We start from the raw sequence: 12,058 nt of genomic DNA on the forward strand, positions 1-12,058 counted from the left end.
GGCATGATGAGGGAGTGCCAATGGCGCCTTCCGGAGGGAGCGGGAATGGCGGAGAGTCCGGCCGAGGGGCGCAAGGGCGGCCCGGCGGCGCCGCATTTGCGGCTGGATGAGCTGCTGGAGGGCTTGCAGGCGCAGATCACTCAGGTGCGTGCGACCCGGGACCGGGTGCACACCCTGCTGGACGCGGTGCTCTCCATCGGCTCCGACCTGGATCTCGACGTGGTGCTGCGGCGTATCACCGAGTCCGCGGTCGCTCTGGTGGACGCCCGGTACGGGGCCCTGGGAGTGCTCGGTGACGAGGGACGGATCCGGCAGTTCATCACCGTGGGCATGGACGAGGACACCGTGCGGGCGATCGGTCACTATCCCGACGGACAGGGCATCCTCGGGCTGCTGATCAAGGAACCGGAGCCGCTGCGCCTGGCCGACCTGGGCCGCCATCCCGCCTCGGTGGGCTTTCCCGAGGGGCATCCTCCGATGACCACGTTCCTGGGAGCGCCGGTTCGAGTGCGGGAACAGGTGTTCGGCAACTTGTACCTGACCGACAAGCGAGGTGGGGCGGAGTTCGACGAGGAGGACGAGGCGGTGCTGCGCACTCTTGCCGCCGCGGCCGGTGTGGCGATCGACAACGCCCGGTTGTACGACGAGACGCGGCGCCGGGAGCGGAGGCTGGCGGCAAGCAGTGAGCTGACCCGCAGCCTGTTGTCGGGGACGGACCCCACCCGGGTGCTGCACCAGGTCGCGGCCACCGTCAGAGCGTTGTCCGAGGCGGACCTGGTGACGCTGGCGGTACCGCTCGTCGGGGGCGACGAGCTGGTGATCGAGGCCGCCGAAGGTGAGGGCGCGGAGCGGGTGCACGGGCTCGTGCTGCCGGCCACCACGCTGGCCGCGAAGGTCTACCACTCCAATCAGCGGATCTCGAGCAGTGCGCTGTCGCAGGAGCCCCAGGCCGGCGGCGGTTCCGCGGCACAGATCGACCTGGGGCCCGGATTCCTCCTTCCACTGGGAGGCGGCGAGCACGTGCGCGGGGTACTGCAGGTCGCCAACCTGCCCGGCGGTGCGGAGTTCTCCGAAGCCACCATGACCATGATCGACGGTTTCGCCGACCAGGCCGCGCTCGCTCTGAAGATCGCCGAGCACCGACGCGAGGCCGAGCACCTGCTGGTACTCAGCGACCGGGACCGGATCGCCCGCGACCTGCATGACCTGGCCATTCAGCGGCTGTTCGCCTCCGGACTGACCCTCAACTCGGTGATCGGCCGCGTCTCCGACCGCCCCGAGGTCGCCGAGCGCGTCCAGCGGGTGGTCGACGACCTCGATGACACGATCAAGACGGTACGGGGCACGATCTACGCGCTGCGCGAGCGCGACCGCACCGACGGGCGCGACGGACTGCGCTCCAAGCTGCTCGCCGAGACCGATCAGGCGGCCGAGGCGCTCGGTTTCACGCCCGCCCTGCGTATGACCGGTTTGCTGGACACCGACGTACCCGCCGATCACGCCGAGCATGTGCTGGCGGTACTGCGCGAGACACTGTCGAACGCCGCCCGGCACGCCCACGCGACCGCCGTCGAGGTCACCGCCGAGACGGACGGCACCCGGCTCCAGCTGCGCGTCGCCGACAACGGATCAGGCATCGACCCGGCCGTCACCCGCCGCAGCGGTCTGGAGAACCTCCGTCGGCGCGCGACCGACCTCGGCGGCAGCTTCACTGTCACACCGAACGAACCCACCGGCACCGTCGTGGAATGGACCGTGCCGGTGACGCCCGTGAGGTGAAGGGCCGAGTGGATTCTCGACCTGCGCGCGTCACGGACCCGTCCGTTCCCAGCCGCGGTGCGGGGACCGGGCACCGCGGTCTCCTCAGGGGGGAGGCGGCTTCCAGGACACGGTCGGCGTCGTAGAGGACGAGGCCGATGTAGCGCAGCCGGCCGACGCAGGTCTCCGAGCAGACGGTGGGCAGGCGGGCCTCGACGCGGGAAAGGCAGAAGGTGCACTTCTCGGCCTTGCCGGTGCGGTGGTTGAAGTACACCTTCTTGTACGGGCAGCCCGTGACGCACATCCGCCAGCCGCGGCACCGTGCGGCCGGGGGCGTCCCGCAGCAGCAGCGCGGCGGTCACGGTGTACACGGCCAGCACGGCGGCGGTGATCAGGAAGGGGGTCCGCATGTTGTTCGCGTCGACCAGCTTCACTGTGGTCAGGGCGCTGATCGCGGTGCCGCCCATGCCCGCGCCGAAGACGCCGATCGCCAGGCCGCGCCGCTCGGGCGGGAACCAGGCATCGACCAGCGGCACTCCGACCGCGAAGGCGGTACCGCCGATGCCGAGGAAGAACCCTCCGATCAGAAGTGCGGTGAGCGAGGAGTGGCCGGCCAGGCCGAGGTAGAGCACCGGCACGATGGTGGCCGCCGACACGATCGGGAACATCACCCGGCCGCCGAACCGGTCGGTCAGGCCGCCGACCGGGATCCGGCCGAGCGATCCGACCACGACCGGAACCGCCACCAGTAGCGACTGCTGGAAGGAGGACAGCTCCAGGGTGTCCTTGAAGCGGGGGCCGAGCGGGCTGAGCAGCGCCCACGCCCAGAAGCTGACGGCGAAACCGATGGTGGCCAAAGCCAGCATCAGCCAGGCCCGGCCCGGCACCGGAGCGCCTGAGCCCGTCCTGTCGCTCTCCCTCGTCGACGACTGGACCATGGTGTCCGTTCCTTCCCTCTTACGCTCGTCATGTGGCATCAGGGGCGCGCTGGTCTCTCAGCGGTCTCCCAGCGGGTCTCTCAGCTGTCGATCGGCGCCCTCAGCCACTGTCCGCTTCCGGACATCCGCGCGGCATGGGCCGAGGGTCCCTGCCGCCGCTTCCGCGAGCGCATGGAAGAGGGCCGACCGGCCCTACCGCGCGCCGGTGGCGCACGCCGACCATGGTCTGATGCTCCAAGACGACGCCTTTCGCACGCTCGACCGGCAGGAGTGCTTGCGCCTGCTTGCCAAGGTGCCGGTCGGCCGCGTGGTGTACACCCGGCAGGCCCTGCCCGCGGTGCTCCCCATCAACTTCTCTCTGGACGCGGACGCCTCCGTCCTGCTGTTCACCTCGGCCGGCTCGGACCTCGTGCGCGCGATCGACGGCGTGGTGGTCGCCTTCGAGGCGGACGAGTTCGACGCGGAGACCCGGTCCGGCTGGAGCGTGATCGTCACCGGCCGCGCCACCGTGGTGACCGACGCCGCCGAGCACCAGCGCCTGTCGCAGACCGGCCCGCACTCCTGGATGCCCGTGCGGGACGGGGTCTTCGTGCGGATCGAGTCCGAACTTGTCACCGGACGCGAACTCACCGGGGCACGGTCGGGGTCGAAGACCTCGTAGCGAATGCACCGGGCGGGAATGCCCGTCTGGAGCAGCCGGGTGCGGACGGGACGCCATCAAGGTATGCGGCACACGCGACGGCAGTCAGACCACGGGCGGCACGCAGCGAGAGCTCCTCGCGTACCTGAGCCCAGTGCCGTTCACACGATGTCGAGAATGTCTGTCACCGGGCGGCGCGGCGTGGCCGGGCCTCTGGGGCCGTAGGCGAGACGCAGCACCATCTGCACCTGCCCCGTACCGGTGCGCGGGTCGCGGGCGAGCAGACGCAGCTCAGGAGTCTCCAAGGCATGGGACGTCAGGGAGGTGGCGAGATCCGCCAGAGTGGCCTCCAGACAGGACGCGCTCAAGTGCCTGCCCGGCGCGCAGCCAGTCGCCAGGGCCGTCACCGGGCGTGCTCAACGGGGCCAGGTACGGGGTGTGCTCGAACGCCGTACTGCCGCGGTCGGCCACCGGGCGACGCCCGGCGAAGTCCCGCACGGGCACCTTGCCGTCCCGTTTGCGCGGCCCGAAGGCGAATTCGGGTACGCCGTCGACCGCTGTGTCGGCCTCGAGCCCCAGCCGGGTCCATCTGACCAGGTCCTCGTTGGCGGCCGGATCCAAGACGTCGCGGCTTTCCGCGTCTTGGAACAGGTCGAGAATTGTCTCGGCATGCCAGGGCCCGGGAAAGTGCAGAACGGCTCCCTCCCGCTCCGCGGCGTCCTCCAGGGGGCCCGCACGTCCTCGGGGAGGTCCTTCTCGGCGAATGGATGGCGGCTGGTGTGCCGCTGCCGGATCGCAGGGTGCAGCCGCGTAAGGCCCTTGTCAACTGGCGGCCCGGCTTGCTCCGTCACGCAGGTTGAACAGTGCCGCCCCGCATCCGATGTGCAACGCCCGGTTGTCGGGGTCGGACCGCGGCATGGCACGCTCGGGATCGGCGTACAGCAGCAGGAGACGTCCGCCGGTCACGAGGCGGAAGCGCCACGGCTGCGCGTTGTGCATGGACGGCTCTGCGGCGGCCTGACAGCCGTCCGTTTCCGCGAGGGTCGATGGTGCGCATGCGGAGGTTCAGCCTGCGGACGGTCGAGTAAGGGTGTTCGCGCCACTGCGGCCGGCGAGGTGGTCTGCGATGTTGGCCACGGTCGTCTCGGCGATCTGGCCGACGGCGTCCCGGGTGAAGTACGCCTGGTGCGAGGTGATCAGGACGTTGCTGAAGGTCATCAGGCGCGCGAGGCGCTCGTCGGTCATCACTTCCAGGGACTTGTCGAGGAAGAACACGCCGGCTTCCTCCTCGTACACGTCCAGGCCGACGCCGCTGAGCCGTCCCCCGCGCAGGGTCTCCAGCAGGGCGTCGGTGTCGATCAGGCCGCCGCGGCTGGAGTTCACCAGGATCGCGTCGTCCTTCATCAGGGACAGCGTGCGGGCGTCGACGAGGTGATGGGTGTCCGGCAGCAGCGGCACGTGCAAGCTGATCAGGTCGGCCCCGGCGAACAGCCGCTCACGTTCGACATACTCCATGCCCAGGGCCAGGCAGTCCGGGTTCTCGACGGCGTCCCAGCCCAGCAGCCGCATCCCGAAGCCGTGCGCGATCCGGGCGAACGAGGCTCCGATCTTGCCGGTGCCCACCACGCCGGCCGTCCGGCCGTGCAGGTCGCGGCCCAGCAACCCGTCGAGCCGGAAGTCGAACTCCCGGGTGCGGTGGGCGGCACGGACGATGCGCCGGTCCACGGCGAGTGCGAGCGCCCAGGCGAACTCGGCCACCGAGTAGGGCGAGTAGGACGACACGCGGGCCACCGTCAGTCCGAGCTCCTCGGCTGCCGCCAGGTCGATGTTGTTGTGGCCGGTGGCGCGCTGGGCGATCATCCTCGTGCCGCCTTTGCTGAGCGAGCTCAGCACCTCGGCGTCAAGGGTGTCGTTGACGCTGCTGAGCACCACCTCATGGCCGGCCGCGGTCGGGGCGGTGTCCTGGTTCAGGAACAGCCGCAGACAGCGCAGTTCATGGCGGCCGCCGAAGGCCCGGTCGAAGGCCTCCCGCAGCAGCGGCTCCTAGTCCGCGAGGACGCCGTACGCGACGATCTCCATGTGTCCCCTCCCGCAGGGCGGTTGCTCACCCCTCCACCGTAGGGCGGGGTGGGGTCGGAGCGGTGGGGCCCACTGGGGCAGAGGTTCGGCCTCAGTTCCCCTCGCGCCTCAGCCGGTCCTGTGCCTGGGTGGCGATGACGGCGGCCTGGACACGGCGCTCGACGCCGAGCTTGGCGAGCAGGCGGGAGATGTGGTTCTTCACCGTCTTCTCGGCGAGGTAGAGCCGCTGGCCGATCTGACGGTTGGTCAACCCCTCGCCGATCAGTGCGAGGATCTCGCGCTCCCGGGCGGTCAGCCCCTGCAACTCGTCCGGTTCCTCTTCCTTCTGCTGACCGCCCCGCAGGCGGGCCATCAGCCTGGTGGTGGCGCTCGGGTCGAGCAGGGACTGCCCCGCGGCCACCGTGCGGACGGCCGAGACCAGGTCGGAGCCCTGGATCTGCTTCAGCACATAGCCCGAGGCGCCCGCCATGACCGAGTCCAGCAGGGCTTCCTCGTCATCGAACGAGGTCAGCATCAGACAGGCCAGCTCCGGCAACCGCGAGCGCAGCTCCCGGCACACGGTCACGCCGTCCCCGTCGGGCAGGCGGACGTCGAGCACCGCCACGTCGGGGCGCAGCGCGGGTACGCGCGCCAGGGCCTGTTCGACGGTGCCGGCCTCACCGACCACGGTGATGTCCGCCTCGTCGTTCAGCAGGTCGTGCACCCCTCGCCGTACCACCTCGTGATCGTCCAGGAGGAAGACCCGGATCGGGTTGTCGGTGCCGCGTCGCTCGCTGTCTGCCTTCGTGTACTCCTCGTTCCTTGCCGATCGCGCGCGGCCGAGCCAAGGCCGGCTCCCGCGCTGCCCGGGAAAGGAGGGTATCCAGCCGGTTCGGGGCCGAGCGGCCCCACACGCAAGGACGTCCGGCACCTGGTGCCGTGCTGACCCGCGTTCGACGCTGGGATCGCATCGTCTTCGAGACGACAGCCCGCCGGATCCATGCCGGGACCGCCTGCGGCGCGGCAGCGTCCACCTGCACTCATTCGTACGGCGCGCCCGGCACTGCGCGAGCGTTGCCCGTCACGCCTGTGGAGACTGGAAGCCATGCGGAAACTCTCACTCGGCGCACTGGCCCGCGAGCATCTGGAACGCGCCACGGACGCCTCCACCGGGCGCAGCGCAGCCACCGTCTACGGCGGCCACGAACACGTCCTGCGCCAGTCCGTTCTCGCGCTGACCGTCGGCACCGCCCTCGCAGAGCACGAGAGCCCCGGTGACGCGACCCTGCTGGTGCTGCGCGGGCGCGTGAAGCTCACCAGCGGCGACACCTCCTGGGAGGGCCGGACCGGCGATCTGATCGCCGTCCCCGAGGCCCGCCACAGTCTGCAGGCGATCGAGGATGCGGCGGTACTGCTCACCGTCGCCAAACACCTCTGACGCATCATCGCCCACACCATCCGCACGGCGTGCGGGGTGGGGGCAGGCTGATCTCGACTCTGCCGTCGCGTCGCGTCCGCGACTGTCGTACCCGTGCGCTCAACGATGTCTTCATCAGCCATGCGCCGAGGACTGTTGGGCGATTCGGTCCTCGGCCCAGGGACGCTCGGCCCCTGCCCGGGCCACTGTCCGGGAGGGAAGCTGAGGAAGCATGAACGGCGGACGAGGAAGAAAGTGGGCATGATGACTCGCATCGTCGGTGAGGTGATGACCCGCGAGGTCGTCCAAGCCCGCCGGACAACACCCTTGAAGGACGTGGCACGACTGCTGGACCGGCACCGGATCAGCGGGCTGCCCGTGGTGGACGGCGAGGACAAGGTCGTGGGAGTGATCTCCGAGACCGACCTGATCCGCCGCCAGGCGGCCCAGTCCGCCGACCGCCCTGTGCGACGGTTCCGGGTGCCCGTGCTGCGCCGCGCCGCCCGCCGTACGGCCGCTGTCCTCCGGGCCACCACGGCCGAGGAGTTGATGACGTCGCCCGCCGTCACTGTGCATCCCGAACAGCGGGTCGCGGACGCCGCCCGCGTCATGGAACGCCACGGCGTCGAACGCCTCCCGGTCGTGGACGAGGAGGACCGGCTGATCGGCATCGCCACCCGACGGGACCTGCTGCGCGTCTTCCTGCGCACGGACGAGCAGATCGGCCGGGACGTCGTCGACGAGGTGTTCACCCGCACCATGTGCCTGCCGCCCGGCGCCGTGAACGTCTCGGTCCGGGACGGCATGGTCACGCTGGAGGGGTGCCTGGAGCGCCGCAGCGACATCCCGTTGGCGGTTCAGCTGACGTATCGGATCGACGGAGTGGTCGGAGTCGTCAACAGCCTGACCCACCGTCTCGACGACGGCCGGGACGTGACGCTGCTGCGCACGGGGCGGACGAGCCCGCGCATCGGCTGAGTGCCAGGTGCTGACTCCCCACACGGGACCACGCACCTTACTGACGATGGTGTGGCCGGCGGTTCTCGTCCGGCATGTCGTAGCGGAGACGCAGATGAGCGTGGGTGGTAGGGACGCCGTACAGACGGGATGCCAGGCGGCCGTGCCGGGGGGTGCTCTGTGCGCCCTGGCCGATCTCGTGCCCGGTGCCCGGGCCACGGTGGTCGAGGTCGTCGCGAACGGTGCGCCGGACACGGCCCGCCGGCTGGGTGCCCTCGGATTCACCCCCGGGACGGTGGTGGAGGTCGTACGGCGCGCCCCGCTGCGCGATCCGGCCGTCTACCGGGTCAAGGACTACGAGGTGTGCCTGCGCCGGGCCCAGGCCGCGTGCGTGTACACGACCGAGGTGGAGCGGTGACCGTCGGCTGCCACGAGCCCGGCGGCGCAGGCGTGGTGGTGTCCGAGGAGGCGCGTGTCGCGCTGGTCGGCGGCCCCAACGCGGGCAAGACCAGCGTCTTCAACGCCCTGACGGGCATGCACGCCAAGACCGGCAACTACCCGGGCGTGACCGTGTCCCGTTACGTGGGTACCTGCCGGGCCGGCGGGCGCGGTCATGTGATCGAGGATCTGCCCGGCACGTACAGCCTGGAGCCGATCAGTCCGGAAGAGCAGATCACCGTCGATGTCCTGGACGGCCGGCTGGACGGCACACCACGGCCGGACGCGCTGCTCGTCGTCGTGGACGCCACCCCCCTGCGCAGGTCGCTGACGTGGTCGCGCAGGTCCTCTCCCGTGCCCTGCCGACCTGCGTGGTGGTCACCTTCACCGACGAACTGTCCGTGCGCCAGGGCCACCTGGACCTCGACGCGCTCTCTCACGCGCTCGGCGTGCCGGTGCTCCCCGTCGTCGGTCACCGCGGCCTGGTGCACGGCTGCACGTGCCGGACATCGCGGGGACACGCAGGTTGCTGCACCTGACCGCCGCGGCCGAGCCCCGCAACCACGTCGACCCGGCCCGGACCGCCGAAACCCGCGCCTGGATCAACGCGCCGGGCTCGAACGCTCCCTACGGCATCCCCGTCACCGCCCTCGGCCCGCCCGACGCGGCCGGGCGGATGCCGATGCGCGACTTCACCGGACTGCCCGCCCTCCGCCCGCCCGCCAAGTGGTTCGAACGCCATGTACAGCTGGCCCTGCTGTGGACGAGCCACGACCGGCGGCAGGACTGGCTGCGAGCAGGACAGGCCCTGCAGTACGTCCTGCTCACCGCGACCGCCCGCGGCCTGCGGACGTCACCCCTGCACCAAGCCATGGAGTGGCCCGACCTGCGTTCGGCCATGGCTCTCCCCCGGCACAAACGGTGCCATCCACAGATGCTGATCCGATTCGGCTACGGCCCTGACGGCAGCCGCACACCGCGAGCGAGCAGGCAGACCGTAACTCACCCGGCAAGACCTTCCGCGGCTCTGGCCGAAACGCGCTGAGTCCTGCGTACTGCCCTGCCCGTCGGGCGCATCCACCTCTCGTGTCACCGGTGCGGGCGTTGGCCCGGCGTGAGGGACCCAGTCGGCGTGCGGCCGGTATCACCTGGTTGGCGGCCACGGTTCAGGTGAGGTTCTTCTCCAGTGCGGTCAGGTAACTGTGCATGAAATGGTCGCGGACGCCGTCGCCGGCGGGCGCGAGCGGGTCGGCGGTCAGGCCGGCCGCGTGGTCCAGCAGCCCACCGCCCATCGGCATCGCATCGCGGACCTTGCCGTGTGAGTCGATGTAGCGCAGCACGTCGACATGGGTGTAGGCGGGCTCGGGCGGCATCTGGGGGACGATGTCGTTGTTGTTGACGAACCGGTACATGCGGTCCTTGAAGCCCTTGTTGAAAGCCTTGGCCAAGGTGGCGTCGCAGGTGCGAGGCTGGCCGTAGGTGTAGACGCCGTCGGCGGCCAGGCGGGGATCCTCCAGATACATCCGGGCACCGGCGAGCATCGCCAGCGCCCCGCCCAGACTGTGACCGGTGAACCACACGGTCTGCCCGTTGGTACGCAGCTCGGCGTGGGTGTTCTTCACCTCGGGCCAGATCGACTCCAGTGCCTCGCCGAAGCCGTCGTGGACGTGTCCGGTACCGGCCGGGCCCTGCCGGGGAGGGGTCGTGGCGTCGGAGAGCCAGTCCTTGATCTGCTGCGGCTCGGTGCCGCGGAACGCGGTGACGATCACGTCGTCGCTGGCCATGGTGTAGGCCTGTGTGTCCTGCAGCGGGAACGGCGGGGTGAGGCGTGTCTCGTGATGCCGGACGGTGCCGAAACCCCAGCGCCGGGCCTGCGCGTCGATGGCGGCTTCGTCCTTGTACGCCAGGTCGGAGGCCAGAGCGAGCCAGTACGCGCGCTTGAGGCTGTAACCGGTCGAACGGTGATCGATCTCCACAGGGACAACCACGGCAGCACCCTCCTCGCCCCGGACGGGGCATCGGCTGGCCGACCGCTCCGACACGCGGACAGCCCTCACCGTCATATGCCTCTCGCAGGCCGACGGTCAGACGGGATGAACCCACTCCTCACCCGGACAGCCCCATGCACGTCTTTGAAGGCGCTGGTCCGTGCCATGAACGCGTGCCGACCGTACGTGGCAGCGGGGACGACCACCGCGCGATCCGGCGCACATCCTGGCGTGTCGTTGGCTGATGCGCAGCGGGCGCGGATCGAGTCGTTGCTCCCGGACCGGACTCCGATGCGGGGCCGCGCTGATGGCCCAGGCCCACGCCCGTGGCGACCTGGCTTGGGCGGTGTCGGTGGACTCCACGATCGTGCGGGCCCACCAACATGCGACCGGGGCCCGCAACGGGGGCCCCGGCCGGCGAGCCCGGCGACGACGCAGTCGCTGACGGCACCAGCCCACGTTGCACACGTGCGGCGCTCAGCCACGCGCGCCCCTCATCAGGAGCTCGTAGCCTTGGTTCATGGCGGAAGCCACATCCGACAGCGGGCCGGACAACAGCCACAGAAAGGGTGACGTTTCCGGGCGACCCCCTTCCGGCGGCTCGACGCTCAGGGCCCCCGCGGCCGAGAGCGGCGCTGGAGCCATCCAGCTCCCCGCATGGGCCAAAGCCCTCGGCTGGTGCGGTGTCGCCGGGCTGACTTCCTCCGGGTGAGAGCAGGAACGACCCGTCCGCGACAGGTACCCGCCCACATCCACCCGATACCGGACCCAGCCCGCGCCGGGGAACTCTGCGGCTCCGCGTGCGAGGAGGCGGCCGGGCAGGTCAGAGGCCGCCGGTGTTGAGCAGCCGGTTGGGAGTGTCGGAGCGGACTCCGCGCACGACACCACGGGTGGCCGTGTGGTCAAGCCAGACGTGGACCTCATTGGCCGTGGCGTGGGGGTGTGCCGACAGGTACAGCGCGATCACGCCGGTCGCGTGCGGCGCGGCCCAGGACGTCGCGCCGTCGTTCTCCGTGGTCGTGCCGCCGCCGGCGAGGGCGGCGGTCACCTTCTGGCCGGGGGCGTACAGGTCCACGCACCTTCCGTAGCCCGATCCGTAGGAGCCGCCGTCGCTCCACGCGCGGTCGTTCGAGGTGGAGGCCGCCACGACGATCGTGCCGGGGACGCCGGCCGGGGAGTGCCGGCAGGCGTCGTCATGGAAGTTGCCGGCCGACACCACCGTCGGGATCCCCGCGTCGACCATGTTCTTCACGGCGGACTCCAGGGCCGCCGACCGGTGGTCGAGGTTGAGGGACATGTTCACCACCGCAGGCTTCTGCGCATGCGCGGTAACCCACTTGACCGACTTCACCAAGGCCGCCTCGGCCGCCGTCGGCGAGCCGCCGCCCTCGCTCTCGCACAGGATGCCCTGGACCCGTACGAGTTCCGCCTTGGGCGCCACCCCGTACCTCGCTCCGCCGATGATGCCCGCTACGAACGTACCGTGGCCGGTCCCCGCCTCGCTGAAGCAGTCACCGGAGTCCTTCGGGCCCACGAAGTCGGCGCCGAGGTGGGCTCGACCGCCGAACTCCTTGTGAGCGATGTCCATCCCGGTGTCGATCACATAGACGTGCACGCCCTTGCCCGTGGCGGTGGTGGTGAACTTCCCGTCCAGCGGCCGCGACCGCTGGTCCAGTATGTCCAGGTTCCACGGCACGTGCCGGGTGATGGGCGACGCCGCGGTCTGCGCGAGCCCGGGCAGCTTCCCCACGGTGTCGGCGGACTTCGGCACCTCGCCGGACGACACCCCGACTCCAGAAGGCGCCACGGACGCCCCCTTCCCGTGCGCGCGGAGCGTCCCACCACTCCCCCCGGCCGCCGGGCC

At 70.7% G+C, this 12,058-nt stretch carries 11 protein-coding genes and 5 pseudogenes; 9 read left to right on the plus strand and 7 right to left on the minus strand.

Annotation, left to right across the window (positions count from 1 at the left end):
- Positions 1-45 precede the first annotated feature (45 nt).
- Positions 46-1,779, plus strand: coding sequence for a GAF domain-containing protein (locus ACFY01_RS16195; RefSeq protein ID WP_390736358.1), 1,734 nt, complete (start codon positions 46-48; stop codon positions 1,777-1,779).
- Positions 1,780-1,870: 91 nt separating this feature from the next.
- Here the strand turns inward: ACFY01_RS16195 and ACFY01_RS16200 are convergent.
- Positions 1,871-2,080 (minus strand): annotated as a pseudogene (locus tag ACFY01_RS16200) (4Fe-4S dicluster domain-containing protein); the annotation flags it as partial.
- A pseudogene (locus ACFY01_RS16205) lies at positions 2,073-2,696 on the minus strand (MFS transporter); the annotation flags it as partial. The pseudogenes ACFY01_RS16205 and ACFY01_RS16200, both read right to left, overlap by 8 nt.
- A gap of 229 nt (positions 2,697-2,925) precedes the next feature.
- Between ACFY01_RS16205 and ACFY01_RS16210 the strand changes: the two are divergent.
- On the plus strand, positions 2,926-3,357 hold the full coding sequence (locus ACFY01_RS16210; RefSeq protein WP_390736359.1) for a pyridoxamine 5'-phosphate oxidase family protein: 432 nt from the start codon (positions 2,926-2,928) through the stop codon (positions 3,355-3,357).
- A 140-nt stretch (positions 3,358-3,497) separates the two neighbouring features.
- On the opposite strand, the pseudogene ACFY01_RS16215 reads toward ACFY01_RS16210, so the two are convergent.
- The 3 genes and pseudogenes from ACFY01_RS16215 to ACFY01_RS16225 form a co-directional block, all read right to left on the minus strand.
- Positions 3,498-4,356, minus strand: a pseudogene (locus tag ACFY01_RS16215) (nitroreductase); the annotation flags it as partial.
- Positions 4,357-4,401: 45 nt separating this feature from the next.
- Positions 4,402-5,373 carry a 2-hydroxyacid dehydrogenase gene (locus ACFY01_RS16220; protein ID WP_390736687.1) on the minus strand — a complete coding sequence of 324 codons (972 nt, stop codon included), beginning with the start codon at positions 5,371-5,373 and terminating at the stop codon, positions 4,402-4,404.
- A 133-nt stretch (positions 5,374-5,506) separates the two neighbouring features.
- Positions 5,507-6,163 (minus strand): response regulator, encoded by a 657-nt coding sequence (locus tag ACFY01_RS16225; protein ID WP_390736688.1) that lies wholly within the window; start codon positions 6,161-6,163, stop codon positions 5,507-5,509.
- 336 nt (positions 6,164-6,499) lie between these two features.
- Here ACFY01_RS16225 and ACFY01_RS16230 point away from each other — a divergent pair, with 336 nt between their 5' ends.
- The 6 genes and pseudogenes from ACFY01_RS16230 to ACFY01_RS16255 all read left to right on the plus strand — a co-directional run bounded on the left by ACFY01_RS16230 (position 6,500) and on the right by ACFY01_RS16255 (position 9,251).
- The gene (locus tag ACFY01_RS16230; protein WP_390736360.1) at positions 6,500-6,832 is read left to right on the plus strand and encodes a cupin domain-containing protein; all 333 of its coding nucleotides are present in this window, start codon (positions 6,500-6,502) and stop codon (positions 6,830-6,832) included.
- 240 nt (positions 6,833-7,072) lie between these two features.
- Entirely contained in the window at positions 7,073-7,789 is a 717-nt protein-coding gene (locus ACFY01_RS16235) for a CBS domain-containing protein (RefSeq protein WP_390736361.1), read from the plus strand.
- A 94-nt stretch (positions 7,790-7,883) separates the two neighbouring features.
- The gene (locus tag ACFY01_RS16240) at positions 7,884-8,186 is read left to right on the plus strand and encodes a ferrous iron transport protein A (protein ID WP_390736362.1); all 303 of its coding nucleotides are present in this window, start codon (positions 7,884-7,886) and stop codon (positions 8,184-8,186) included.
- A 38-nt stretch (positions 8,187-8,224) separates the two neighbouring features.
- A pseudogene (locus tag ACFY01_RS16245) lies at positions 8,225-8,503 on the plus strand (FeoB small GTPase domain-containing protein); the annotation flags it as partial.
- A gap of 35 nt (positions 8,504-8,538) precedes the next feature.
- Positions 8,539-8,745: a hypothetical protein gene (locus tag ACFY01_RS16250; RefSeq protein ID WP_390736711.1), complete on the plus strand. Its 207-nt coding sequence runs from the start codon at positions 8,539-8,541 to the stop codon at positions 8,743-8,745.
- Entirely contained in the window at positions 8,733-9,251 is a 519-nt protein-coding gene (locus tag ACFY01_RS16255; RefSeq protein ID WP_390736712.1) for a nitroreductase family protein, read from the plus strand. The genes ACFY01_RS16250 and ACFY01_RS16255 overlap by 13 nt, the downstream gene beginning before the upstream one ends.
- Positions 9,252-9,372: 121 nt before the next feature.
- Here ACFY01_RS16255 and ACFY01_RS16260 read toward each other — a convergent pair whose 3' ends face one another.
- The gene (locus tag ACFY01_RS16260; RefSeq protein ID WP_390736363.1) at positions 9,373-10,194 is read right to left on the minus strand and encodes a lipase family protein; all 822 of its coding nucleotides are present in this window, start codon (positions 10,192-10,194) and stop codon (positions 9,373-9,375) included.
- Between the two features lie 298 nt (positions 10,195-10,492).
- Between ACFY01_RS16260 and ACFY01_RS16265 the strand changes: the two are divergent.
- Positions 10,493-10,603, plus strand: a pseudogene (locus tag ACFY01_RS16265) (IS5/IS1182 family transposase); the annotation flags it as partial.
- 414 nt (positions 10,604-11,017) lie between these two features.
- Here the strand turns inward: ACFY01_RS16265 and ACFY01_RS16270 are convergent.
- The gene (locus tag ACFY01_RS16270; RefSeq protein WP_390736364.1) at positions 11,018-12,001 is read right to left on the minus strand and encodes a S8 family peptidase; all 984 of its coding nucleotides are present in this window, start codon (positions 11,999-12,001) and stop codon (positions 11,018-11,020) included.
- Between the last annotated feature and the right edge of the window lie 57 nt (positions 12,002-12,058).

It is taken from the genome of Streptomyces sp. NPDC001480, assembly GCF_042894725.1.
In the GTDB taxonomy this organism is placed as follows: Bacteria; Actinomycetota; Actinomycetes; order Streptomycetales; family Streptomycetaceae; genus Streptomyces.

Coding starts and splice junctions, on each gene's coding strand:
- ACFY01_RS16195 (WP_390736358.1), top strand. CDS start 46: ATGGCGGAGAGTCCGGCCGAGGGGCGCAAGGGCGGCCCGGCGGCGCCG.
- ACFY01_RS16210 (WP_390736359.1), top strand. CDS start 2,926: ATGCTCCAAGACGACGCCTTTCGCACGCTCGACCGGCAGGAGTGCTTG.
- ACFY01_RS16230 (WP_390736360.1), top strand. CDS start 6,500: ATGCGGAAACTCTCACTCGGCGCACTGGCCCGCGAGCATCTGGAACGC.
- ACFY01_RS16235 (WP_390736361.1), top strand. CDS start 7,073: ATGATGACTCGCATCGTCGGTGAGGTGATGACCCGCGAGGTCGTCCAA.
- ACFY01_RS16240 (WP_390736362.1), top strand. CDS start 7,884: ATGAGCGTGGGTGGTAGGGACGCCGTACAGACGGGATGCCAGGCGGCC.